General features: G+C 72.4%; 23 protein-coding genes. 12 read left to right on the top strand and 11 right to left on the bottom strand.

What is annotated here, in order from left to right; genetic code table 11:
* Positions 1-72: 72 nt before the first annotated feature.
* Both ACIBK3_RS18145 and ACIBK3_RS18140 read right to left on the bottom strand, forming a co-directional pair.
* Positions 73-1,701 carry an amidohydrolase gene (locus tag ACIBK3_RS18145; protein ID WP_399366661.1) on the bottom strand — a complete coding sequence of 543 codons (1,629 nt, stop codon included), beginning with the start codon at positions 1,699-1,701 and terminating at the stop codon, positions 73-75.
* Positions 1,702-1,765: 64 nt separating this feature from the next.
* A complete protein-coding gene (locus ACIBK3_RS18140) occupies positions 1,766-3,325 on the bottom strand; it encodes an APC family permease (RefSeq protein ID WP_399366659.1) in 1,560 nt (519 codons plus the stop codon).
* Positions 3,326-3,476: 151 nt separating this feature from the next.
* Between ACIBK3_RS18140 and ACIBK3_RS18135 the strand changes: the two genes are divergently transcribed.
* On the top strand, positions 3,477-4,184 hold the full coding sequence (locus ACIBK3_RS18135) for a TetR/AcrR family transcriptional regulator (protein WP_399366657.1): 708 nt from the start codon (positions 3,477-3,479) through the stop codon (positions 4,182-4,184).
* Between the two features lie 455 nt (positions 4,185-4,639).
* Entirely contained in the window at positions 4,640-5,032 is a 393-nt protein-coding gene (locus tag ACIBK3_RS18130; RefSeq protein WP_399366655.1) for a VOC family protein, read from the top strand.
* A gap of 166 nt (positions 5,033-5,198) precedes the next feature.
* Here ACIBK3_RS18130 and ACIBK3_RS18125 read toward each other — a convergent pair whose 3' ends face one another.
* Both ACIBK3_RS18125 and ACIBK3_RS18120 read right to left on the bottom strand, forming a co-directional pair.
* Positions 5,199-5,495 carry a DUF4235 domain-containing protein gene (locus ACIBK3_RS18125; RefSeq protein ID WP_030675005.1) on the bottom strand — a complete coding sequence of 99 codons (297 nt, stop codon included), beginning with the start codon at positions 5,493-5,495 and terminating at the stop codon, positions 5,199-5,201.
* 14 nt (positions 5,496-5,509) lie between these two features.
* The gene (locus ACIBK3_RS18120) at positions 5,510-6,535 is read right to left on the bottom strand and encodes a glutathione S-transferase family protein (protein ID WP_399366653.1); all 1,026 of its coding nucleotides are present in this window, start codon (positions 6,533-6,535) and stop codon (positions 5,510-5,512) included.
* Between the two features lie 223 nt (positions 6,536-6,758).
* Between ACIBK3_RS18120 and ACIBK3_RS18115 the strand changes: the two genes are divergently transcribed.
* Positions 6,759-7,730, top strand: coding sequence for a cation diffusion facilitator family transporter (locus ACIBK3_RS18115; RefSeq protein ID WP_399366651.1), 972 nt, complete (start codon positions 6,759-6,761; stop codon positions 7,728-7,730).
* 62 nt (positions 7,731-7,792) lie between these two features.
* On the opposite strand, the gene ACIBK3_RS18110 is transcribed toward ACIBK3_RS18115, so the two are convergent.
* On the bottom strand, positions 7,793-8,242 hold the full coding sequence (locus ACIBK3_RS18110; protein WP_399366649.1) for a nitroreductase family deazaflavin-dependent oxidoreductase: 450 nt from the start codon (positions 8,240-8,242) through the stop codon (positions 7,793-7,795).
* 209 nt (positions 8,243-8,451) lie between these two features.
* Between ACIBK3_RS18110 and ACIBK3_RS18105 the strand changes: the two genes are divergently transcribed.
* Positions 8,452-8,886, top strand: a complete 435-nt coding sequence (locus ACIBK3_RS18105) for a nuclear transport factor 2 family protein (RefSeq protein ID WP_399366647.1) — start codon at positions 8,452-8,454, stop codon at positions 8,884-8,886.
* A gap of 11 nt (positions 8,887-8,897) precedes the next feature.
* On the opposite strand, the gene ACIBK3_RS18100 is transcribed toward ACIBK3_RS18105, so the two are convergent.
* Positions 8,898-9,530 (bottom strand): LysE family transporter, encoded by a 633-nt coding sequence (locus ACIBK3_RS18100; RefSeq protein ID WP_399366645.1) that lies wholly within the window; start codon positions 9,528-9,530, stop codon positions 8,898-8,900.
* Positions 9,531-9,861: 331 nt separating this feature from the next.
* Between ACIBK3_RS18100 and ACIBK3_RS18095 the strand changes: the two genes are divergently transcribed.
* The gene (locus tag ACIBK3_RS18095) at positions 9,862-11,061 is read left to right on the top strand and encodes a cytochrome P450 (RefSeq protein ID WP_399366643.1); all 1,200 of its coding nucleotides are present in this window, start codon (positions 9,862-9,864) and stop codon (positions 11,059-11,061) included.
* 12 nt (positions 11,062-11,073) lie between these two features.
* Positions 11,074-11,274 (top strand): ferredoxin, encoded by a 201-nt coding sequence (locus ACIBK3_RS18090; protein ID WP_399366641.1) that lies wholly within the window; start codon positions 11,074-11,076, stop codon positions 11,272-11,274.
* Between the two features lie 133 nt (positions 11,275-11,407).
* On the opposite strand, the gene ACIBK3_RS18085 is transcribed toward ACIBK3_RS18090, so the two are convergent.
* Entirely contained in the window at positions 11,408-11,959 is a 552-nt protein-coding gene (locus ACIBK3_RS18085; protein ID WP_399366639.1) for a TetR/AcrR family transcriptional regulator, read from the bottom strand.
* 107 nt (positions 11,960-12,066) lie between these two features.
* Between ACIBK3_RS18085 and ACIBK3_RS18080 the strand changes: the two genes are divergently transcribed.
* The 3 genes from ACIBK3_RS18080 (at position 12,067) to ACIBK3_RS18070 (ending at position 14,109) form a co-directional block, all read left to right on the top strand.
* Positions 12,067-12,525, top strand: a complete 459-nt coding sequence (locus tag ACIBK3_RS18080; protein ID WP_399366637.1) for a nuclear transport factor 2 family protein — start codon at positions 12,067-12,069, stop codon at positions 12,523-12,525.
* Positions 12,526-12,534: 9 nt separating this feature from the next.
* Positions 12,535-13,062 carry a flavoprotein gene (locus tag ACIBK3_RS18075; protein ID WP_399366635.1) on the top strand — a complete coding sequence of 176 codons (528 nt, stop codon included), beginning with the start codon at positions 12,535-12,537 and terminating at the stop codon, positions 13,060-13,062.
* A 75-nt stretch (positions 13,063-13,137) separates the two neighbouring features.
* Positions 13,138-14,109 carry an aldo/keto reductase gene (locus tag ACIBK3_RS18070; RefSeq protein WP_399366633.1) on the top strand — a complete coding sequence of 324 codons (972 nt, stop codon included), beginning with the start codon at positions 13,138-13,140 and terminating at the stop codon, positions 14,107-14,109.
* A 60-nt stretch (positions 14,110-14,169) separates the two neighbouring features.
* Here ACIBK3_RS18070 and ACIBK3_RS18065 read toward each other — a convergent pair whose 3' ends face one another.
* On the bottom strand, positions 14,170-14,976 hold the full coding sequence (locus ACIBK3_RS18065; RefSeq protein WP_399366631.1) for a phytanoyl-CoA dioxygenase family protein: 807 nt from the start codon (positions 14,974-14,976) through the stop codon (positions 14,170-14,172).
* Between the two features lie 63 nt (positions 14,977-15,039).
* On the opposite strand from ACIBK3_RS18065, the gene ACIBK3_RS18060 reads away from it, so the two are divergent.
* Together ACIBK3_RS18060 and ACIBK3_RS18055 are read left to right on the top strand one after the other, a co-directional pair.
* Positions 15,040-15,960 carry a helix-turn-helix domain-containing protein gene (locus ACIBK3_RS18060; RefSeq protein WP_399366629.1) on the top strand — a complete coding sequence of 307 codons (921 nt, stop codon included), beginning with the start codon at positions 15,040-15,042 and terminating at the stop codon, positions 15,958-15,960.
* A gap of 422 nt (positions 15,961-16,382) precedes the next feature.
* Positions 16,383-18,335, top strand: a complete 1,953-nt coding sequence (locus ACIBK3_RS18055) for an RICIN domain-containing protein (protein ID WP_399366627.1) — start codon at positions 16,383-16,385, stop codon at positions 18,333-18,335.
* Between the two features lie 60 nt (positions 18,336-18,395).
* Here the strand turns inward: ACIBK3_RS18055 and ACIBK3_RS18050 are convergent, their stop codons facing one another.
* The 3 genes from ACIBK3_RS18050 to ACIBK3_RS18040 all read right to left on the bottom strand — a co-directional run bounded on the left by ACIBK3_RS18050 (position 18,396) and on the right by ACIBK3_RS18040 (position 21,971).
* Entirely contained in the window at positions 18,396-19,652 is a 1,257-nt protein-coding gene (locus ACIBK3_RS18050) for an SLC13 family permease (protein WP_399366861.1), read from the bottom strand.
* Positions 19,653-19,768: 116 nt separating this feature from the next.
* A complete protein-coding gene (locus ACIBK3_RS18045) occupies positions 19,769-20,464 on the bottom strand; it encodes a DUF4232 domain-containing protein (protein WP_399366625.1) in 696 nt (231 codons plus the stop codon).
* Between the two features lie 136 nt (positions 20,465-20,600).
* Positions 20,601-21,971: a serine/threonine-protein kinase gene (locus ACIBK3_RS18040; protein WP_399366623.1), complete on the bottom strand. Its 1,371-nt coding sequence runs from the start codon at positions 21,969-21,971 to the stop codon at positions 20,601-20,603.
* A gap of 45 nt (positions 21,972-22,016) precedes the next feature.
* Between ACIBK3_RS18040 and ACIBK3_RS18035 the strand changes: the two genes are divergently transcribed.
* Complete coding sequence (locus ACIBK3_RS18035) at positions 22,017-22,568, top strand: RNA polymerase sigma factor (RefSeq protein WP_399366621.1); 552 nt, start codon at positions 22,017-22,019, stop codon at positions 22,566-22,568.
* Positions 22,569-22,593 lie beyond the last annotated feature (25 nt).

Raw genomic sequence — 22,593 nt, 5'->3', positions numbered from 1 at the left:
CGCTCCTCACACAGGTTTCCTGGACAGGTGACCAGCATACATGGACACCTGTCCAGGAAACCCGCGATTCCCTCAGTCGGCCGCGTACACGCGTGCGCCGCCGACGTAGGTCTGCGCCACCCGGGTCCGGGCGATGGCCTCCGGCGGCCCTTCGAACGGATCGCGGTCCAGGACCACGAGATCCGCCAGCGCCCCCACCCGTATCCGCCCGGTGTCGTCGAGGTGGTTCACGTACGCGGAACCCGCCGTGTACGCGGTCAATGCCTGGCTCAGGCCGAGGCGTTCGCCGGGGAGGAAGACCCGCCCGTGTCCCGCGTCCGGGGCCACGCGGTTGACCGCGACATGGATGCCCCGCAGCGGGTCGGGGCTGCTGACCGGCCAGTCGCTGCCCGCCGCGAGGGTGGCGCCGGAGCGCAGCAGCGCGCCGAACGGGTACTGCCAGGCGGCCCGTTCGGCCCCGAGGAAGGGGATGGTCAGCTCGTCCAGCTGGGGTTCGTGCGCGGCCCACAGCGGCTGGATGTTCGCCGTGGCCCCGAGGCGCGCGAACCGCGGCACGTCGTCCGGGTGCACGACCTGCAGGTGCGCCAGATGCGGCCGGGTGTCGCTCGGCCCGTTCGCGGCACGCGCGGCCCCGATGGCGTCCAGAGCGTCGCGTACGGCCCGGTCGCCCAGGGCGTGGAAGTGGCACTGGAAGCCGAGCGCGTCCAACTCCGTCACGTACTTGGGTAGTTGGCCCGCGTCGATGAAGCTGGTGCCCCGGTTGGCGGTGGCGCAGCCGCAGCGGTCCAGATACGGCTCCAGCAGCGCGGCCGTGCCCGTCTCGGCGATCCCGTCCAGCATCAGCTTGACGCTGCCCGCGCGGAACCGGCCGTGCCCGAACGCCGCCCGCTTCTCGACGAGTTCGGGGATCTGCTCGGGTCCGCGTTCGCGGTCCCACCACAGGGCGCCGACCACCCGCGCGGTGAGCGAGCCGTCCCGGGCGGCGGCGAGATACGCGTCGGAGGGATCGTCCATGCCGAGGAAGTCCCCGACGAGGGCGTCCTGCCAGGCCGTGATGCCGAGCGCGTGCAGACGGTGCTGGGCATGCAGCAGGGCCGTCAGCCGGTCCGCGGGCGTCACCGGGGGAGTGAGCCGCCCGACCAACTGCATCGCGCCTTCCTGCAAGGTCCCGCTCGGCTCACCGGAGCCGTCCCGCTCGATGCGCCCGTCGGCGGGGTCCGCGGTCCGACGGGTGACACCGGCGAGACGCAGCGCGCGGCTGTTCACCCAGGCGCCGTGATGGTCCCGGTTGGGCAGGTAGACCGGCCGGTCGGGGACCACCGCGTCCAGCAGCTCCTTCGTCGGAGTCCCGCCCTCGAACGCCTCCATGGACCAGCCGCCGCCGGTGATCCACTCCCGCTCGGGATGCGCCTCGGCGTAGGCCCGTACGGCGGCGACGGTCTCGTCCGCCGTACGGGCCCCGGTCAGATCGCACTGCGTCAGCTCCAGGCCGGCCGGGACGGGGTGCACGTGCGCGTCCTGGAACCCGGGCAGCAGCAGCCGCCCGGCCAGGTCCACGACTTCGGTACGGGGCCCGGCGAGGTCGTGCACCTCGTCGCGTCCCACGGCGCTGACACGGTCGCCCGTGACGGCGACGGCGGTGGCGGTGCGGCCCTCGGGGGTGAGGACCGGGCCGCCGGTGAAGAGGAGATCCGCGTACATGTCCCTTTTCCTGGTGTTCCGGGTGTTCCTGGCGTTCCTGGCGTTCTGGTGTTCCCGGTGGGGGTCAGTGAGGCGTGGCGAGCAGTTGCGGGGCGTCGGCGTCGGTGCCCTCGCCGGTGCGGAAGTACGGCGACCTGCGCACCCATCGAGCCCACGCGGCGGCCACGAAGCCGGACGTGATCATCAGCAGGGGAGTGAGCAGCAGGAACCAGCCGTTGTCCGGGCTGAGTTCGAGATGGTCGGTGGAGGTGTAGAAGGACCAGCCGAGGTAACCGCCGAGCCCCAGCAGGACCATGGCGCTGAGCGTGGGCAGCACCACCGCCCGTACGCCCTGGCGCCAGTCCTCGCGCAGCAGCGAGCGGAACCGCACGGCCGCCGCGAGCGCGACGAGCGCGTACGACAGGGCGACCACGATGCCCACCGCGTTCACCGTCGCCAAGATCATGTCCGCCAGGCGCGGGATGACCAGGGCGACCCCCGCGACCGCGGCCGCCAGGGCACCGATCAGCACGGTCCCGGCCGCCGGAGTCCCGTACCGGGGGCTGACCTTGGACCACACCGGCCCGAGGCTGCGGTCCCGGCTCATCGCGAACATCGCCCGGGCCGTCGGGATCACCCCGGCCTGGAGCGAGGCGACCGCCGAGAACATCAGGGCCACGAGAGGCAGCGCGGCCAGGGGCTGGGAGGCGAGCCGGTCACCGAAGAAGGCCAGGCCCTGAGCGCCGTGACCTGCCAACTCCGACTCGGACAGCACCCGTTGGAAGGCGATCGAGCCGAGCAGGAACAGCCCCAGCATGGTGACCAGGGTGCTGATGCCGGCCCGGGACGCGTCCCGGGGTTCGCGCACCTCCTCGTTCACGCTGAACGCGGCCTCGAAACCCCAGTAGCAGAACACCGACAGCAGCATGCCCTGCGCGAGCGCCGACGCCGAGGGAATCGCGAACGGGTCGAACCAGCTGAGGCTGAAGGCGTGCGGGCCGGTGACGATGCCGTATCCGCAAAAGCCCAGCAGGACGACGTACTCGAAGACCAGGAGCCCGCTCTGGAGCCGAGCCGCCGTCCGCACGCCCGTGACGGCGGTCAGCGTGACCGCGACCAGCACCAGGATTCCGAGCGCGGTCGTCTGCGCGGTCGACCCCGGATCCAGTACCAGACCGCCCACCCGGTGCAGGCCGGCGTCCCCGGCCAGCTGGATCAGCGCGGAGCCGGTGACCGCGGTGGTGTACGCGAGCAACGCCACAGTCGCCACGATGTTCACCCAGCCGACCATGAAGCCGAGCCACGGATTGAGCGAACGGCCCACCCACACATAGCCGTTGCCCGCGTTCGGCTCGACGCGGTTGAGCCGGGAGTAGGCGCCGGCGATCCCCAGGATCGGCAGGAAGGCCAGCAGCATGATCGCCGGGAGGTGCAGGCCGACCACGCCGGCCGTGACGCCGAGGCCGATGCCGATGCTGGTGGTCGCGGCCGTGCTGGACGCGGCGATCGCCACGCCGTCCAGGACGCCGAGGGAGGTGCGCAGCGCGGGACGGGGCGGGGGCCCGCCCTGCCTGGGCGCGGCCGACCCCTTGGGGGCAGGTCTGGAGGGAGGGTCGACGTCGATTCCGAAGGGCTGGTCGGACATGGCCGGGCTCCGCTCGCACCAGGGGGCTCGATCGGCCCCGGTGAACTGACATGAAACTGTCCGGGGGCTTAACAGGTCAACGGTGTTGTCATAAGGTGACGCGCAACCGCCCCGTGGAGGCTGAGGCTGGAGACGAGAGGCTGGAGGCCCCGTGAACGACCGTGTCGTCCCCGCCGTGGAACGGCGGCGCAGACGCCCGACCAAGCAGGGCGTCGTCCTGTCCGAGGAACTCATCGTCGCCACCGCCCTGCGCCTCATCGAGGAGCACGGCGCCGACGCCCTGTCGGTGCGCCGCCTCGGCCGGGCGCTCGGCGCCGACCCGAGCTCCCTCTACAGGTACTTCCGCCACACCGACGACCTGATGCTGGCCATCGCCGACGAACTGATCGGCCGCACGATGTGCACCTGGCGGCCCCGCGGCGACTGGCGCGCCGACCTGAGAGACCTCGGCCTGCGGATGCACGCCGGCGCCCTCGCCCATCCCCGGGCGGCCGTCCTCAGCGCCTACCGGGTGACCGGGCGGGCGCACGAGATCGAGGCCGTCGAGGCGATCCTCGGCGTGCTGCGCGGCGCCGGGTTCCCCGACGCCGAGGCGGTACGGATCTACCACGCCTTCGTCGACCAGGCCCTCGCCTTCAGCGCCCTCGACTCGGCGGGCGCGGCCCTGCCGAAGCCTGCCCGGGACGCGGAGACCTCCGTGTGGCGCACGACGTACGCCCGGCTGCCCGCCGAGACCCACCCGCACATCGCGGCCACGGCCCGCCATCTCGTCGCCGACATGGGGCGCAGCTCCTATCCGGCGGCCCTGGATCTGCTGCTGGACGCGGCGGCGGCACGGTTGGCGGCGCTCGCCGCGTAATTGACAGGGCACGGGTACCTGCGGCCGATACGGCGGAGGTCGTCAACGGGGCGCGGGAGCCGGGCGGCTGGGGAGGCGAGCTGCTCGGGAGCCGAGCGGCTCGGGTGGCGGCGGTGCCTCGGTGGCCGACGCACGTGACTGATGCAGCTGGGTGGGCGATGCGGGCCCCAGGGTGTCCGATGCGGTCAGGTGGCCGATGCGGCGGGTGACCGATGCGGCCCCGGGCCGGCGATGGGGCGCGGGTGGCCGCGGCGGCCCCGGGTGGCCGATGCGGCCCGGGGAGGCCGATGCGGCCCGGGGAGGCCGATGCGGCCCGGGGAGGCCGATGCGGCCCGGGAGATCGCCACGGCACGGGAAGTCGCCGGTCATCGACTGAACCGGGCGGCTCGGGATATCCGCAAGGTACAGGGCTGCGGGGCACGAACGTCCCGCGCCCCGAAACCTTCGGAGGAGACATGGCCTTGGTGAAAGCGGGCGTCGTCGTGCTCGACTGTGCCGAGCCGGAGAAGCTCGCGGTGTTCTACAAGGAGCTGCTGGACGCCGAGCAGACGCACGAGAGCGCCAACCGGGTGGAGATCAGGGGCGGTGACGGACTGCGGCTGGCGTTCCGCCGTGACGTGAACGCGACACCGCCGAGCTGGCCCCGTCCCGAGAATGCCCTCCAGGCCCACCTGGACTTCGTGGTGGAGGACCTGGACGAGGCGGAACGCAAGGTCATCGGACTCGGCGGACGCCCCCTGGAGACCAAGGACGCGGCCGGCCCCTACGAGGAACGCGGCTTCGCCGACCCGGCCGGCCACTCCTTCACCCTCCGCCTCACCCCGTCGACGGCACCCAAACAGGGCTGAGGCCGGCCCCGGAGGCGGCACCTTGACCGGCCCCAGGGACGCATCCCGGACCGGGTCCGGGATGCGTCCCCCGTATCAGCCCGTCACACGCGCCCGGGCCGCGCCACGAGTCGGCCTCCCTCCGGGCCTGCGAGGAGGCCTCGCCCGGACCCGGTAGGGGCCCGGGTCAGTCGCGGCCGCCCTTCTCGTCCGCCGGCCAGACGCCGGTGGAGCGTTCGATGGCTGTGGCGCCCGCGCGGTCCACCGCGCTGCGGACCACGGCGAAGATGGCGCCCTGGACCGCGGCGGCCAGCAGGATCTCTCCCCAGCCGCGGTCACGGTCCAGGGCGTCGGGTGCGTCGTCCTCGTGCCGGATCGCCTTCCAGGTCTTCTGGAAGGCCAGTCCCGCCAGCGTTCCGCTCGTCCAGCCCAGCACGAACCCGAGGGGCTTGTAGGCGAGGGGCAGCTTCTTCTTCTTTGCCACGTGAGTCTCCTTGGTCAGCGGGTGGGTCGGTGGTGGGCCGGGACCGCCTCGGCCGCCGGCACCGGGCCCGGCGGTGTCCCGTCGCCGAACGGCCGGCCGCCCAGTTCCTCCCGGTGATGGGGTGTCAGCCAGCCCGACAGATCCGGGCCGATGGGCACGATGGCGGTCGGGTTGATGCCGGTGTGCACCTGGTAGTAGTGCCGCTTGATGTGGTCGAAGTCGACGGTGTCACCGAAGCCCGGCGTCTGGTACAGGTCGCGGACGTACGCCCACAGGACGGGGTTCTCCGCCAGTTTCCACTGGTTGCACTTGAAGTGACCGTGGTAGACGGCGTCGAAACGGACCAGTGTGGTGAACAGCCGGATGTCCGCCTCGGTGATCGTGTCACCGACCAGGTAGCGCTGCCGGGTCAGACGCGGTGTCAGCAGGTCGAGGCGTCGGAAGACGCCCGCGCACGCGGCCTCGTACTCCTCCTGGCCGGTGGCGAACCCCGCCCGGTAGACGCCGTTGTTGACATCCTCGTAGACCTCCGCCATCACCGAGTCGATCTCGTCGCGCAGCGCCCGCGGATACAGGTCCGGCGCCCCTTCCCGGTGCAGGGCCGTCCACTCCGTGGCGAAGTCCAGGGTGATCTGCTGGTAGTCGTTGGTGACCAGCTTCCCGCTCGGCACGTCCACGATCGCCGGCACGCTCACCCCGCCCGGGTAGTCGGTCTCCCGCCGGTCGTAGGCCTCGCTGAGGTAGCGGATGCCGAGGACCGGGTCGCGGTCGTCCGGGTCCAGGGTGAAGCGCCAGCTGCGGTCGTCCTGGATCGGATCGGTGATCGCGAGGGAGAGGGCGTCCTCCAGCCCGAGGAGCCGCCGGGAGACCAGTGCCCGGCTGGCCCACGGGCACGCGCGGCTGGCCACCAGACGGTAGCGGCCCGTCTCGACCGGCCAGCCGTCCCTGCCGTCGGCGGTGATCCGGTCCGCGAAGTGGCTCTTGGACCGCTTGAACGCCTTCCTGCCGTATCCGCCGTTGCCGTCCTCACCGGCATCCATGTCTCCTCCTCGCTCTGCCCTGCGGTGTGCCCGCAGCCGTTGCCGCGGCGTACCCGAGCCGTGTCCTCGGGCCCGCCCGCGGCCGTACCCTGCGGCGTACTCGCCGCCGTACCCAGCGGTGCGCCACCGCCGTATCCCACGGTGCGCCCGCCCTGGTGAACGCGTTCCCCGTTTTCCGCCGACGGCACGGTGTGAGTCCCACCGACCGGGGCAGTCGGCGGAGGTGACAGGGACATCCTCAAGTCAGAAGGCCGACCGCAACACACGCGTCACCGTGCTCGTGGCGCTCGTGGCGAACCTGGTGATAGCCGTCGCCAAGGCGGCGGGTGGTCTGCTCGCCGCCTCACCCGCACTGCTGTCGGAGGCCGCGCACTCCGTGGCTGACAGCCTCAACGAGGTCTTCCTCCTGGCCGCGCTGCGCCGCAGCCGCCGCCCCGCCGACCGGCGTCACCCCTTCGGCTACGGCAAGGAGCGGTTCTTCTGGTCCCTGCTGGCGGCCGTCGGGATTTTCGTGATGGGCGGCTGCTTCTCCTTCTTCCAGGGCGTCGAGGCCCTGCGCAACGGCGCCGAGGAGAAGTTCAGCGGGTACGTGGCCGGCCTGATCGTGCTGGGTGTCGCCTTCCTCGCGGAGGGAACCTCGCTGCTCCGGGCCCTCTACCAGGTGCGCCGGCAGGGCGGGAGCGGTGCGGGTCTGCGCGACCCGGCGCTGCGCACGATCGTCGCCGAGGACGGCACCGCGGTGCTCGGCGTCACCCTCGCGATGGCCGGCATGGCGCTGCACATGGTCACCGGGGACGTCGTGTGGGAGGCGTCCGCGTCGCTCGCGATCGGCGCGCTGCTCGTCTACGTCGCCTACCGGCTGGGGCGCGACGCCCGTGACCAGCTGATCGGGGAGGCCGCCGACCCGGAGTCCAGCGGACGCATCCGGGCGGTGCTGGAGGCACAGCCCGAGATCGACAGCGTGGAGGCGCTGTTCACGATGAAGATGGGCCTGGACTCGGTCCTGGTGGCGGCCCGTGTCGACCTGATGCCCGGTCTGGACAGCGAACGGGTCGAGGAGGTCGCCGTACGGATCAAACGGTCGATCGCGAGCACCGTCGCCGAGACGGACCAGATCTTCCTCGACGTGACCGACCGGCCCGCCGCCGAGGCACGAGAAAGCCCCGCCGCGACGGGGGAGCGCGGCGGGGCCTGACCCTCGGGTGCCCGGGCGACGCGGGTTCATGCGTCCCCTGGGCAATTTGTTTTCGGCCGGGCTCAGTTCCCCTCGACGGGCTCCAGTACGAAGACCGGGATCTCCCGGTCCGTCTTGGTCTGGTAGTCCGCGTAGGGCGGGTAGGCCGCGACCGCGCGCTCCCACCACTCGGCCTTCTCCGCCCCGGTGACCTCACGGGCCGTCATGTCCCACTTCGACGGGCCGTCCTGCAGTTCCACCCGCGGGTCCGCCTTGACGTTGTAGTACCAGACCGGGTGCTGGGGCGCCCCGCCCTTGGAGGCGACGACGGCGTAGCGGCCGCCGTGCTCGACGCGCATCAGCGGCGTCTTGCGGAGCTTGCCGCTCTTGGCGCCCCGGGTCGTCAGCAGGATGACGGGCATCCCGGTGTCCAACAGCGTCGTCCCCTTGGTGCCGCCGGAGCTCTCGTACAGCTCCACCTGGTCGCGCACCCACTGCTCAGGGCTGGGTTCGTACTCGCCCTCGAGAGGCATGGCATCCGTCCCATCGTCGTCGACTACGGCGTGCTCGCAACGCGGTTCACCATCGAACCGTGCGGGTTTCATCCTTACCGAGTTCCCCTACGACACCAAACGGTGCCCCGGCCCTTACCTCGGACGTCATCGCGCGGACGGATTCCCTTACGGCACAGTCGTGGACGAGCCGGCACGACAGCCGCCGGACCGAACGAGAGGGCCGCGTCATGACCACGACCACCGACACGACGACCCGCGCCGTAGTCCAGAACCTGCTGCTGCGGATCGGCGACGGCGACCCGGAGCGGATCGCCGAACTGTACGCCGAGCGGGCCGACTGGAAACTGAACTGGCCCGAAGACGAGCACGACAGCACGGCGACCCCCTGGATCCGGCACCGCGCCACCCGCGCCGACGCCGCCGCCCACTTCCGGGCGCTGGCCGCCCACCACGTCCCCGGGCAGGCGGCGACCGAGATCGAGCGGATCCTCGTCGACGGCGCCGACGCCGTGGTGCTGGGCGAGATCCGGCAGACCGCCTCGGCCACCGGACGCCCCTATCGCGCCAGGTTCGCCCTGCACCTCACCGTCGAGAGCGGGCTGATAGTCCGTCATCACGTCTACGAGGACAGCCTCACGGTGGCCCGCGCCTTCGCACCCTGACCCGCGCCCCCTCATGAGGGGGCGACCAGCAAGCGCACCGCCAGCACCGTGATCACGCCACTCGACAGCAGCGCCGTCACCAGCCGCCCCCGCGGCCCGGTCAGCGCCCGCCCCAACAGGGCGCCGCCCCCGGCGAGGAGCAGCTGCCAGCTCGCGGACGCGGCGAAGGCCGCCAGCACGAACAGCCCTTGTTCCAGGGGCAGTACGGCGTCCTCGGTGTGCGTGCCGAGCACCAGTGCCGCGAAATAGAGCACGGTCACGGGGTTGAGCAGGGTGATCCCGAGCAGCCCCAGGTAGGCCCGCGCGGGGCCCGGCGGAGGTGTATCGGGACGGGTCGCGAGCCGGTGGCCGCGGTGGTGGCGTACGGCCGTGACCGCGCCCAGCACGGCCAGCGCGAACAGCACCAGCGCGGAAGCCCAGCGCAGCGGCCCGACCACCGGCCGCAGCGCGTCGGCGAGGGCGGCCCCGCCCAGGGTGGCCACCAGCGCGTACAACCCGTCGGCGGTGGCGATGCCGAGCGCGGCGCAGACACCGGTGCGCAGGGACGTACGAGCGGTGAGGGAGACCAGATAGGTACCCACCGCGCCGACGGGAACGGCGATGCCGTACCCCGCGAGCAGGCCCGCGAGGAGGGTGGCGGTCATGAGCGCGGAAGCGTGGGCCTCCGCGGTCGGCCGGGCTGCCGCTGGAAGCGCACCGGGCAGCGGGCGGTGGCGGTCAGCGGCGGGGAGGCGACGGTCGTAGGCATGGCCAGATCCTGGGGGTACGCGCCGCGCCGGGCAACCCGTTTTCCGAGGTGCCCTCGCGGTGCCGCCGCGCACGGTGAACCACTCCCTCCGATTTCCGCCCGCGAAGGGAACGTCCCCGGCCAGATTGCCCCGCACCACCGATTGGCCGAACTTGTCGTCGCCCTATGGATGCCCGGGGCATCTAATGAAGATCACCACGACGTCCGCCCCCGTCTGAGAGGTCTCCATGCCGGAAACGGAGCCCGTCACCTTCCCCCAGGACCGCACCTGCCCCTACCACCCGCCCACCGCCTACGACACGCTGCGCGCCGCCCGCCCGCTGACCCGGATCTCCCTCTTCGACGGCCGCCCGGCCTGGCTGGTCAGCGGACACGCCACGGCCCGCGCCCTGCTGGCCGACCGGCGGCTGTCCACCGACCGCACCCACCCCGACTTCCCCGCACCCACCGCCCGCTTCGCCGCGGCACGCAACCGGAAGAGCGCGCTGCTCGGCGTCGACGACCCGGAGCACCAGATCCAACGGCGGATGATGATCCCCGCCTTCACCCTCAAACGCGCCACCGAACTGCGCCCGCGCATCCAGCAGGTCGTGGACGAACGCCTCGACGCGATGATCGCGCAGGGACCGCCCGCCGAACTGGTGAGCGCCTTCGCACTGCCCGTCCCCTCGACGGTGATCTGCGCGCTGCTCGGAGTCCCGTACGCCGACCACGAGTTCTTCGAGGGCCAGTCCCGACGCCTGCTGCGCGGACCGACGGCCGCGGACACCATCGACGCCCGCGACCAACTGGAGGCTTACATCGGGGAGTTGATCGACCGCAAACAGAAGCAGTCCGAGCCCGGGGACGGCGTGCTGGACGAACTCGTCCACCAGCGGCTGAAGAACGGCGAACTGGACCGGCAGGAGGTGATCTCCCTGGCTATCATCCTGCTGGTAGCGGGACACGAGACCACCGCCAACATGATCTCGCTGGGTACCTACACGCTCCTCCAACACCCCGAACGGCTGGGCGAGTTGCGAGCCGACCCCGCCCTGCTGCCCACCGCGGTCGAGGAGCTCATGCGGATGCTGTCGATCGCCGACGGGCTGCTGAGACTGGCCACCGAGGACATCGAGGTGGCCGGGACGACGATCCGCGCGGGCGACGGGGTGGTCTTCGCGACCTCGGTCATCAACCGCGACGAGGACGTCTACGCCGACCCGGACACCCTGGACTGGCACCGGCCGGCCCGCCACCACGTCGGGTTCGGCTTCGGCATCCACCAGTGCCTGGGCCAGAACCTGGCCCGCGCCGAACTGGAGATCGCCCTGAAAACGCTCTTCGACCGGCTGCCCACGCTCCGCCTCGCCGCTCCCGCGGACGAGATCCCCTTCAAACCCGGCGACACCATCCAGGGGATGCTGGAACTCCCCGTGACCTGGTAAGAGGTTCTGGTCATGCACATCGACATCGACAAGGACGTCTGCATCGGCGCGGGGCAGTGCGCCCTGGCCGCTCCCGGCGTCTTCACCCAGGACGACGACGGCCTCAGCACCCTTCTGCCCGGCCGTGAGGACGGCGCCGGCGACCCCATGGTCCGGGAGGCGGCCCGGGCCTGTCCGGTCTCCGCGATCACGGTCTCCGAGACGGTGAGCTGACGTCCGGCGGATCGACCCCGGGGGTGTGCGGCGCCGACGGTACTCGCAGCCGACCAGCCGACCGACCAGCCGACCGACCAGCCGATTCGCCGTCTGACCAGCCGCTTGGCCGACTCCCCACCAGCCGACCGACTCAGCACGAAGCCAGCAGCAGCCGCGCCGCCTCCCGCGCCTCGGCGGCCGGCCGCGGGCTCCCGGTGATCCCGGCCGTCACCATGGCGCCCTCGGCGAGCAGGAACAGCGGCGCGGCCAGCGCGGCGGGCCGTCCCGCGCCGGCCACCAGGGAGGCGATGTAGTCGGCGAACGCCTGCTTGTGCGCCCGGACCTGGGCCGCTATCGGAGCGGACGTCGCCCCCAGTTCGCCGTACGAGTTGATCCACGCACATCCGCGGAAGCCCGCCTCGCCGAACCATCCCTCCAGCCAGTCGAAGACCGCCAGGATCCGCTCCTCGGGATCCGCCACCCGCTCCACCCACGCGGCGAGCCGCCCGCGCCAGCGCCCGTCCCGCCGCTCCAGATAGGCCTCGACGAGCTGTTCCTTCGCCGGGAAGAGCTGATAGAGCCGCTTGAGGGAGACCCCGGACGCGCCGCGGATGTCGTCCATGCCGACGGACTGGACACCCCGCCGGTAGAACAGTTCCTCGGCAGCGTCCAGCAGCCGTTCCCGGGCGACCGCGCTGTCCATGTCCGACCACTCCCTGAGCCGCTCCTTGACGCGAGAACGAGCGTTCTCCTACGGTAGCAGCAGTGCCGGAGAACGCTCGTTCTCCCGTGTGAGCCGCGGAGGATGCCATGACCGACCGCCCGCCCCTGCCGCCCTTCACCCGAGAGAGCGCCGCCCAGAAGGTGCAGGCCGCCGAGGACGCCTGGAACACCCGCGACCCGCACCGGGTCTCGCTCGCCTACTCCGAGGACTCGGTCTGGCGCAACCGCGACACCTTCGTCACCGGCCGCGCCGAGATCGTCGACTTCCTCACCGCGAAGTGGGCACGGGAGCACGAGTACGCGCTGCGCAAGGACCTGTGGGCGTTCGACGGCAACCGCATCGCCGTCCGCTTCCAGTACGAGTGCCGGGACGCCGCGGGCCGGTGGTGGCGGTCGTACGGCAACGAGTTGTGGGAGTTCGACGAGCACGGGCTGATGACCCGGCGGGAGGCGAGCATCAACGACGTGCCCATCGAGGAGGGGCAGCGCCGGATCCTCGGCCCGCGGCCGGAAACCGAACGCGGACAGTCGTTCCCGCTTCAGTAGGGTTCCGGGGTGACCGAACAGGCCCGAAAACCCTTCCTCTACGCCGTCGTCTGCGCGGCGGGGATCGCCGCCGACGTCAGCAAGCTGATCACCGCCGCCCAGGAGCGGAACTGGGAGGTCGGTGTCATCGCGACCCCCGTCGCCATGAACGGGTTCTTCGACACCGCCGCCGTGGAGGCGCTGACCGGCCGGCGGATCCGCTCGGCCTGGCGCAGGCCCGGCGACCCGCGTCCGTTCCCGCCGCCGGACGCCGTGGTCGTGGCGCCCGCCACCTTCAACACCCTCAACAAGTGGGCGGCCGGCCTCGCCGACACCCTCGCCGTGGCCACCCTGTGCGAGACGTACGGCATGCGCGTCCCGGTCGCCGTACTCCCGTGCGTGTCCGACACCCTGGCCGTCCATCCCGCCTACCGGGACAGTCTGATACGGCTGCGCGCGATGGGTGTGCGGTTCGGTGAGCCGTACTCGGGCGAGCCGGGGGAGGACGGCAGGCGGCCGGAGTTCCGGTGGGAGCGGGCGCTGGACCTGCTGGCGTGAACACGCGGGGCGGTCAGCGGACGGGAAGTCGTACGCTCCCCTTCGTACCCCATCCCCAAGGCAGGAGCAGCAACGATGCAGTACGTGAAGCTCGGTTCGACGGGCCTGGACGTGTCGCGGATCTGTCTGGGCTGCATGACCTACGGCCTGCCGGACCGAGGCACACACGAGTGGACCCTCGACGAGGAGGCGTCACGTCCGCTGATCCGGCAGGCGCTGGAGGCCGGGATCAACTTCTTCGACACCGCCAACGTCTACTCCGACGGCACCAGCGAGGAGATCGTCGGCAGGGCGCTCGCCGACTTCGCCCGGCGTGACGACGTCGTCCTCGCCACCAAGGTGCACGGCCGGATGCGGCCCGGAGCCAACGGCGCCGGCCTGTCCCGCAAGGTGATCATGACGGAGATCGACCACAGCCTCGCCCGTCTCGGCACCGACTACGTCGACCTGTACCAGATCCACCGCTTCGACCCGCACACCCCGGTCGAGGAGACCATGGAAGCCCTGCACGACCTGGTGAAGGCGGGCAAGGTGCGCTACATCGGGGCGAGTTCGATGTACGCCTGGCAGTTCTCCAAGATGCAGTACGTCGCCGAACTGCACGGCTGGACCAAGTTCGTGTCCATGCAGAACCACTACAACCTCCTGTACCGCGAGGAGGAGCGCGAGATGCTGCCGCTCTGCGCGGACCAGGGCGTCGGTGTCCTGCCGTGGAGCCCGCTGGCCCGCGGCCGGCTGACCCGGGACTGGGGCACCGTCACCGAGCGCAGCGCGAGCGACGACTTCGGCAACCGCCTCTACCAGGAGGGCGACCGCACCATCGTCGAGGCGGTCACCCGCATCGCGAACGACCGGGGCGTCCCGCGCGCTCAGGTCGCCCTCGCCTGGCTGCTGCACCGGGACACGGTGGCCGCCCCGATCGTCGGCGCCGCCAAGCCGCGGCACATCGAGGACGCGGTGGCCGCCGTCGAAGTCGAGCTCAGCGACAAGGAGATCGAGGAGTTGGAGCAGCCGTACACGACCCGGCCGATCGTCGGCCACTCCTGAGGGAGGCCGGCGCGAGGCGATCGGCGCGGGCCCGCCGGACCGCCGGCGCCTCAGTGCCCGTCAGTGTGGTCCTTGCGGTGCGAACTCCGTGCCGCAGGGACCCGCGCCCTCGCTCTCCGGCAGCGCCACCCGCTCGCCGTTCATCGACAGCGTGCGGTAGTAGTGCCCGATGCGCTCGGTCGACCGCCCCACGTAGTGGCCGATGAAAGAGCGGCGGAAGCGGTCGGTGGAGCGGTTGGGCCGAGAGCCGTGCACCAGGCTGCCGTTGAAGAACAGCACGTCCCCCGGCCGCATGTCGACGGGCACGGCCGCGAGCCCCGGCGGCGGGGGCACGTACTCCCGCGCGAACGACACCTCGGCGTCCGCCTCCTCGGGGCAGAACAGCTCCATCCGGTGCGTGCCCGGCACCACTTCCAGACCGCCGTTGTCCCGGTCGATCTCGTCGCAGGCGACCCACGCCGCCACACAGGTGCCCGGCTCGACCCGTAGATAGAAGTTGTCCTGGTGCAGCGCCTGCCCCCGGGCCCCCGGCGGCTTGAAGTAGAACATGCTCTGCGCGGCCAGCACCTCCTCGCCCAGCAGCGCCTCCAGCACCGTGCGCAGCCGCGGGTCCAACAGCATGTTCCGGGCAAGGCCGTTGATCTCGTGCGGATGCATCACCCGCGGATACCGGTGCAGCGGATCCGCGGACGCGCGCGGCTCGAAGTGCCCCGGCACGGGCCCGGCCGCGTGCACCGCCGCGAACTCGGCGCACAGCCGGTCGATCTCGGCGTACCCGAACAGTCCCCGCACGACGGCGAAGCCGTCCTCCTCGAAGCGGCGCAGCGAGGTCTGCCCCAGGCAGGGTCCGTTGTCCGTGGCTGTCATACGTCCGCTCCTCGCGCTCGGGTGTCCCGCATGTCACGCTAGGCCGCCGCACGCCGAAGGAGGATGCCCGTGACCGCTGACGCGTTGCCCGGGGCTGCCGGGCCCGGTGATCCCGACCCGCCGCCGGGGCTGGTGGTGGTCGGACGGTTCGACCAACCCCCGGGATACGGCGTCAACCGGCCACGGGGAGCGGGCAGCTGGCTGTTCACCTGGACGACGGGAGGGCGGGGCCGGCTGCGGCAGGGCGGGACCGGGACGTGGGCCGGTGCCGGCGACCTGGTGGTGCTCGCGCCGGGTGTCCGGCACGACTACGGCGTCGCCCCGGGAGCCTCGCACTGGCGTTTCTGGTGGGCGCACTGCCGGGCCAGACCGTCGTGGGCGGCCTGGCTGCGTCCGTACGGCGTCGCCGACGGCCTGCATGTCGTCACCCCGACGCCGGCGGACGTGCACCACCGGGTCGAGGCCGCGTTCCGCCGGATGCTGGCCGACGCCCGCTGGACGGGCACCGGGGCACCGCCCGCCGTCGAGGCCGACCGGGAGCAGGTTGCCGTGGCGCACGGCACCGCGGCCCGTGAACTCGCCCTGTGCGCGCTGGAGGAGGTCGTCCTGCTCACGGCCGGCGCTGTGCGCGGCCCGTCGTCAGGCCCCGGCGTCGATCCGCGGGTGCGCCGCGCCCAGGAGCTGGTAGCGGCCGACCCGGCGGCCCCGCACACCGTCCGGTCGCTCGCCGCCCAAGTCGCGCTGTCCCCCTCCCGGTTCGCGCACATTTTCACCCAGCAGCTCGGGCAGTCGCCGATGCGGGCACTGCGTGAGGTGCGGCTGCACCACGCCGCCCGACTGCTGGAGGGCACCGACCTGCCCGTGGAACGTGTGGCCGCCGCCTCCGGTTTTGTGAGCCCCTTCCACTTCAACAGGGTCTTCCGTGAGCGCTACGGCATGCCCCCCGGTGCCTATCGGTCGGGCGGTCCAATGGTTGGAACGTGACCCGCGTAGATGGGCGGAGCCCGTGCTGGAGTGGACGTTCAATGGTTCGGGTCGATGGGACCCGCAGCCACCTGAATATCATTTCCGAATACGAGGGGGATACCGGGGCAATCTCCAATGCCCCAGCCTCTTGACGATTCGTCAAAACGCCGCGGATGACCGACAATGCATCGAACCGCGAGATGCCTTGTTACTACTGGCTGCCCTGTGCAAAAGTGTGCCTGGTCGGCGCACGGACAATAACTTTTCCCCTGTGCGCACGAGGCTGATCCCGCCCGCTCCTCACGCTCCAAAAGGGCTGCCTTTGGGGCGGGTGTTCGAGACGCCGAACCCTGTGCGGACGGATCCCGTCGCTCTGTCGGCGGCACCGCATACCCAATGGTATGGACTTTGTGCAGTAAGCCCTCGGAGGAAATGCCGCCGTGAACGACGCAGGCCTGTCGAATTCCCCGACTCCCGCGCGTCCGTCCGACGCCACGGACGAACAACTGAGCGCTGAGCTCAAGAAGTGGAGCGGGGCGACACCCGCGCTGCAGCCCGTCGGTGAACTCCTCGACCGGCACTGGGAAGCGGCCTTCGCCTACGCCCGGCTGTGCACCGACGGCCCCCGCCCCGCGGGAATGCTCACCACCGCGGCATTCACCCGCCTCTTCGGCGAATCCCTGCGCCAGACCGGGCCGAGCTCCGCCTGGCGCCCACAGCTTCTGGTCACCGTGCGCCGGATCGCCGCCGAGTGGGACGCCGACCACAGGCGCGACATGCTGCACCCGGAGCTGAGAACCGAGGGCAGCGGCGGGGACCGGGCCGCGGCCCGCCTGCTGCCGCCCGCGAACCGCCGGCTGATGTCGGGGGCGTTCCAGCGGCTGCCCCAGTCGGCCCGCTGTCTGCTGTGGCACATCGAGGTCGAGTCCGAACCGATCGGCATACCCGCCGCACTCCTGGGCCTGGACGAGGAGGACGCCGGCGTCGAACTGCGGCGGGCCCGCGAACGGCTGCGCGAGGAGTGCCTCCAGGTCCACCGCGAACTCGCCCCCGAGGCGGACTGCCGGCACTACCTGCGCCTGCTGGACGTGACCTACCGGCGCGGCGCTGTCGACCTCGACCCCGACCTGCGCGGCCACCTAGAGCGGTGCAGGCACTGCCGGCACACCGCGGACCAACTGCACCAGTTCAACGAAGGTCTCGGCGGCGCCCTCGCCGAAGCGGTGCTCGGCTGGGGCTCCCACGCCTACGTGGAGGCCCGGGCCCGCGTGCACGCCGCTCCGCACGGGCCGCGGGAAGCGGAGGAGACGGATACGCGGCCGGCGGCGGCCCGGGGCGAGCCCTTCGTCCGCGCGCCCCGGACGGTGGATCCCTCGATCATGGGCGAGGACTTCGCACCCGCGACACCCGCACCCGCGACACCCGCGTCCGCCACCCCCGCCACGGGCACCCGTACCGCCTCCCGCAGATCGGCCCACAGGGCCGCCCGCCGCACCAACCGCCGCAATCTCGCCGTGGCCGTTCTCACCGTCAGCGGGCTGATCGTCCTGCCGCTGGTCCTGTGGTCCTCCCTCGGCTCCTCGGAAGGAAACGCGCCCGGCGACGACGCCCGCCCCTCCGAGGCACCCGGCTCCGGCGCGGACACCTCGACCTCCGACCCGTCCTGGGCGGGCGCCGGGGACCCGCCGCAGGGCACCGTGCGCGGCCGGCTGCACAACGTCGCGTCCGGGCTGTGCGTCGACGTCATCGGCAAGAAGGCCGTCGAGGGTGCCGAGACCGAACTCACCGCCTGCTCCGCGGACGAGGACCAGCAGTGGTCGTACGAGGCGGACGGTGTGCTGCGCAGCGTGGCGGCCCCCGACCTCTGCCTGGACTCCCACCTCGGCTACTCCGTACGCCTGGCCCCCTGCACCGGCACCGGCACGGCCAAGGCCGACGCCAAGAACATCCGCTACGACTTCACCCTCCAGGGCGCCCTCGTACCGCGCTGGAACCAGGACCTGGCGCTCACCCCCGCGGCCACCGACGCGGCGGGCGCCCTGGTCGTCAAGAACCGCGACGACAGCTCCGCCCAGCGCTGGACCATCGACACCTCGAAGACCGACCTCCAGATGGAGGTGGTCAACTGGGGCGCCGACAGCACCCCGCCGGCCCCGCCCCGGTCCGAGGCCACGCCCAAGGTGTCCAGGAGCCCGACGCCGACACCCACCCCGAAGCCGTCCGCGACCCCGTCGACTCCCAAGGCCAGGCCGACCCCGACAGCGCCGCCGTCGGCTCCGTATCCCCCAGCCGGGTCCTGCTCCTACAACCCGTACTCCTGCTCTTGGGGCGGCCAGTACGGCGGCGGCTACGGCGGCGGCTACGGCCCCGGCTACGGCGGCGCTCGCCGCTGACCGGGCCCTCGGCCCCGAAGGCGACGCGAGCCCCGACGCAGCCCCGTCGCGGCTCCCGGCTCAGCCTCCGACCACCTGGAGCGACGCCCACAGCGCCAGCACGGCGCCGCCGAGCGCGGCCGGGACGGTGAGCAGTCCGAGCCGGGTGAACTCTCCGAGTCCGACTTCGTGGTCGTGCCGGTGCGCGATGCGCCGCCACAGCAGCGTGGCCAGCGATCCGGCGTAGGTGAGGTTGGGGCCGATGTTCACGCCGAGCAGCACCGCGAGAACGGCGCCGGGTCCGGCCGCGGCGGTCAGCGGCAGCAGGACCAGCACGGCGGGCAGGTTGTTGATCAGGTTCGCGAGTACGGCGGCCGACACCGCGATGCCGAGCAGCGCGGCGAGGCCCGTCCCGCTCGGCAGCACGTGCCGCAGCGCGCCGGCCAGGCCGTTGTCGACGACCGCGCGGACGACGATGGCGAGCGCGAGCACGAACGCCAGGAACGCCGGCGACGCCGCCCGCACCACGGTGAGGGGGGTGGCCTGCCGGCGGACCAGCGCCCGGCCGGCCAGCACGAGTGCTCCCGCGAGCGCCGCCCAGGCCGGTTCGACGCCGAGGGCGGAGGTCACGACGAACCCCGCCAGCGTGCAGGCGACGGTCACCAGCGCGAACAGCGGCAGCCCGGGTGCGTCGGCCGGGCCGGGGGAGGGGGCGGCCCACGTCAGCTCGCGGTCGAAGAAGCGCCGGAAGACCAGGTACTCGGCACCGATCGCGACCAGCCACGGCAGCGCCATCAGCGCCGCGAACCGGGTGAAGCTCAGCCCGCTCGCCGCGAACGCCAACAGGTTGGTGAGGTTGGAGACGGGCAGCAGCAGCGAGGCGGTGTTCGACAGGTGCGCGCTCGCGTAGCTGTGCGGCTTGGCGGCGACCCCCATGCGGGAGGCGGTGGCGAACACCACCGGCGTCAGCAGCACCACGGTGGCGTCCAGACTGAGGACGGCCGTGATCGCCGACGCCAGCACGAACACCGCCGCCAGCAGCCGCCCGGGCGACCCGGCCGCCCGGCGGGCCATCCAATCCCCGCACGCCGTGAAGAGTCCCTCGACATCGCAGAAGTGGGCGAGCACCAGTACCGCGGCGAGGAAGCCGACCACCGGCCCCAGCCGCTCGGCCTCCTGCCGCGCGTGGTCCAGCGAGATCGCCCCGGCCGCGACCGCCAACCCCGCCGCCGGGACCGCGACCACCGCCTCCGGCCGGCCGAAGGGCCTGAGCACCGCCCAGGTGAGGACGGCGACGAGCAGCACGACGGACAGGGACTCGGCGAGCGGGGCGTTCAGGGCGGGATCCTTCGAGCGCGATCAGACGGAGCCCCGCCATCGAACCAGGACCTGGTAAGAGATTCACCAAGCACCCCTCGCCCCCGGGAGGCCGGGCCTCCCGGGGGAGCCGTCCGTCAGGCGCCGGTACCGGGACTGAAGGGGATCAGCTTCACCGACGACTCGTTGCCGGACACCGGTACCGCACCGCCCTTCCACTTCACCTTCAGCGGGTCCCGCTCGTCCGGCGGAGTCACCAGCAGCGACTCCGGAGTGGCCGAGTGTGCCCCGCTGATCTCGGGGTTGGCGAAGGACAGCCCGGCCCACGCGCTCTTGCCCGGTGCCAGCCTCACGGTCCCGGGCGTAGCGGGGGACCGCTTCGGGTCCGGCCCCAGCTGCTTGCCGGACGCGTCGAGGAAGGCGGCGCCCGGGTAACCGCGCACCGTGCAGGTACGGCCGGACTTGTTGGTCAGGACGATCGGGAAGTTCTCCTGCCCGGCGCCCGGGTCGTTGCGCCCGACCGACGCGCGCAGCTCAAAGGTGTGACAGCGGCTGCTGGAGACCACCGCCGCGTCGGTGGTCCCGGTGGCGGCCGGTGTCGCCGAGTGCGCGCTCGGTGTCGCGGTGTCCGTCGTGGAGCCGATGTCGGTCGCGGTGTCGGTGGGTGAGGCCGAGGCGGTCGTGGCGCCGTCGGTCGCGGGCGCGGCCGTCCCGGACACCGTCCGGGGACCGCCCGCCGCATCGTTGCCGCCGCACGCGGTCAGCAGGCCGATCACCGCGACCGCGCCCGCGAGCCCGGCCGCCCGCCGAGCGCCCTGGGACGTTTTCACCATGTCTGTCCACACTCCCGGAGATCCCTCGCACCCGTGGCCACGGATGGCCCACGTGTGTACGGCGCCTTGTGCCCCGTCACTGAGGTGCGATGCGGACGGGCGCGGAAAAGTTCGCGCGTCGCCCAGGGAAATCGTGTCAGTTCCGGACGCGTACCGCCTCCAGGACACGGCCGGTCACCGAGGCGCCGCCGTGCTGCCGGATCTGCACGTACACCTGCGGCTGCCCGCCTCCGTCCGCCGGGGTGAGCGCCGTATCCGTCACGGACCCGCCGTCGCCCGGACAGGAGCTCCAGCCGCGGATCCTGCCGTGCCAGGCGGCGCTGCTGTAGGCGCGGGCACCTTCGTAGCGGCAGCCCGGATGGGTGACGGCGTTCACCCTTGCGGTGACGTCGCCGTGTTCGCTCAGGCCGACGAACACGCCGTTCACCGCGCCGGTGAGGTCCGGCCAGTTCGCCAGCTCGTCCGCGACGACGAGGCCCGGCTCGCGCCCGGCGGGCAGCCCGATGGCCGCCGGATCCCAGCCCGAGTCGCGCAGCTGCCGCCCCCAGCCGTCCGGCACCTCCGCGGTGATCCGGCCGGTGCCGTCCTCGACCTGTACGCCGCCGGCCCCGGGAGGCCGGTCCACCAGCAGGGTGGTCACCCCGGCCGCCACCACCGCGACCACCACGGCCGCCGGCGCCACGGCCTTCGTACGGTGCCGGGACCGCCCGGCGTACGACGCGGACGCCAGCCGCTCCAGCTCCTGTGCGAACGCCCGCGCACCCGGCCAGCGGCGCTCCCGGTCCGGTCGCAGCGCGCGCAGCAGGGCCCGCCGTACCCCGGGATGCAGACCCGGACGCAGCCGGTCCGGCCGGACCACCCGGCCGGGCGGACCGGGGACCTGGCCGGTGACCAGGTGGTAGCCGACCGCGCCGAGACCGTAGACGTCGGCGCGCTCGTCGATGCCGGCCCCGGGCACGGTCTGCTCGGGCGGCCGGTACCCGTCCGAACCGGCGGCCTGGGTGAGCCCCGAGGCCTGCGCGAGACTCTTGGCCAGCCCGAGGTCGGCGAGCAGCACCCGGCGGGCGCCGTCGGGACCCGTGCCCAGCAGGACATTGCTCGGCTTGATGTCCCGGTGCACGATCCCCGCCTCGTGCAGCGCGGCGGCGCCCAGGGCGGCCAGCGCGGTCAGCCGTAGCGCCTCGGGCACGGGCAGCGGTCCGTCGGCGAGCAGGTCGTCGAGGGTGCCGCCGTCGGCGTACTCCATGACGAAGTACGGCCTGCCGTCCGGGAGTTCGCCGATGTCGTACACCTGCACCACCCGGTTCGAACCGGCCCGGCGCAGCATCCGCGCCTCGGACAGGAACCGCTCGCGCACGTCGAGCCGTTCGGACCAGTTGTCGGCGAGGACCTTCACGGCGACCGGGGCGTCGAGCTCGTCGTCGTGCGCGAGCCACACCGTGCCGAACGCGCCGCTGCCCAGGCGCCGTTCGAGGCGGTAGCGACCGATCCGTTCGGCGGAGTGCATGGGACTATCATGCCTGGTCCGAGATCCACTCCGAGGGGAGCACCCGTGCAGGACACGGCGCCGGCCGAGGAACTCGCACTGCGTGCCGCCGCCGGTGACCGGGCGGCCCTGGACGCGCTGCTCCGGGAGATCCGGCCCGAGGTCGTCCGGCGCTGCGGACGGTTCCTGCCCTGCCGCGAGGACGCCGAGGAGGCCGCGCAGGACGTCCTGCTCCAGGTCGCCCGCAAGATCGACGGGTTCGAGGGCCGCAGCCGGTTCAGCACCTGGCTGTACACGGTCGTCGCCAACTGCGCCCGCCAGAAGTACCGCGAGCTCAAGCGGCGATCCGCCGAGCAGCCGGCCCCGATCGACGCGGCACGGTACACCGACCCGCGCACCACCAGCGTGATCGCCGGATCCCGGATCGATCTGCTGGAGGCGCTGGAGAGACTGGAGCGCGAGCACCCTCGCCTGGTCGCGCCGCTGGTGTACCGGGACATCTGCCGGCTGGAGTACGCGGAGGCCGCCGAACGCGCCGGTATCCCCCTCGGCACGTTCAAGTCACGGCTGCACGAAGCCCGCCGACAGGTCCGGCCGTGGCTGTCGGAGACCGCCTGACCCCCGCGAGGGTCTGCTCGTCGTC

The sequence above is a fragment of the Streptomyces sp. NPDC050287 genome, from assembly GCF_044459385.1.
In the GTDB taxonomy this organism is placed as follows: domain Bacteria; phylum Actinomycetota; class Actinomycetes; order Streptomycetales; family Streptomycetaceae; genus Streptomyces.
This window is presented reverse-complemented; position numbering and strand designations above follow the sequence as displayed.

Excerpts from the sequence above, each read along its gene's own strand:
- ACIBK3_RS18145 (WP_399366661.1), bottom strand. The coding sequence starts at position 1,701 with ATGTACGCGGATCTCCTCTTCACCGGCGGCCCGGTCCTCACCCCCGAG.
- ACIBK3_RS18120 (WP_399366653.1), bottom strand. The coding sequence starts at position 6,535 with ATGGATGCCGGTGAGGACGGCAACGGCGGATACGGCAGGAAGGCGTTC.
- ACIBK3_RS18070 (WP_399366633.1), top strand. The coding sequence starts at position 13,138 with ATGCAGTACGTGAAGCTCGGTTCGACGGGCCTGGACGTGTCGCGGATC.
- ACIBK3_RS18105 (WP_399366647.1), top strand. The coding sequence starts at position 8,452 with ATGACCACGACCACCGACACGACGACCCGCGCCGTAGTCCAGAACCTG.
- ACIBK3_RS18080 (WP_399366637.1), top strand. The coding sequence starts at position 12,067 with ATGACCGACCGCCCGCCCCTGCCGCCCTTCACCCGAGAGAGCGCCGCC.
- ACIBK3_RS18110 (WP_399366649.1), bottom strand. The coding sequence starts at position 8,242 with ATGCCTCTCGAGGGCGAGTACGAACCCAGCCCTGAGCAGTGGGTGCGC.
- ACIBK3_RS18090 (WP_399366641.1), top strand. The coding sequence starts at position 11,074 with ATGCACATCGACATCGACAAGGACGTCTGCATCGGCGCGGGGCAGTGC.
- ACIBK3_RS18085 (WP_399366639.1), bottom strand. The coding sequence starts at position 11,959 with ATGGACAGCGCGGTCGCCCGGGAACGGCTGCTGGACGCTGCCGAGGAA.
- ACIBK3_RS18095 (WP_399366643.1), top strand. The coding sequence starts at position 9,862 with ATGCCGGAAACGGAGCCCGTCACCTTCCCCCAGGACCGCACCTGCCCC.
- ACIBK3_RS18140 (WP_399366659.1), bottom strand. The coding sequence starts at position 3,325 with ATGTCCGACCAGCCCTTCGGAATCGACGTCGACCCTCCCTCCAGACCT.
- ACIBK3_RS18045 (WP_399366625.1), bottom strand. The coding sequence starts at position 20,464 with ATGGTGAAAACGTCCCAGGGCGCTCGGCGGGCGGCCGGGCTCGCGGGC.
- ACIBK3_RS18040 (WP_399366623.1), bottom strand. The coding sequence starts at position 21,971 with ATGCACTCCGCCGAACGGATCGGTCGCTACCGCCTCGAACGGCGCCTG.
- ACIBK3_RS18100 (WP_399366645.1), bottom strand. The coding sequence starts at position 9,530 with ATGACCGCCACCCTCCTCGCGGGCCTGCTCGCGGGGTACGGCATCGCC.
- ACIBK3_RS18065 (WP_399366631.1), bottom strand. The coding sequence starts at position 14,976 with ATGACAGCCACGGACAACGGACCCTGCCTGGGGCAGACCTCGCTGCGC.
- ACIBK3_RS18060 (WP_399366629.1), top strand. The coding sequence starts at position 15,040 with ATGCCCGTGACCGCTGACGCGTTGCCCGGGGCTGCCGGGCCCGGTGAT.
- ACIBK3_RS18130 (WP_399366655.1), top strand. The coding sequence starts at position 4,640 with ATGGCCTTGGTGAAAGCGGGCGTCGTCGTGCTCGACTGTGCCGAGCCG.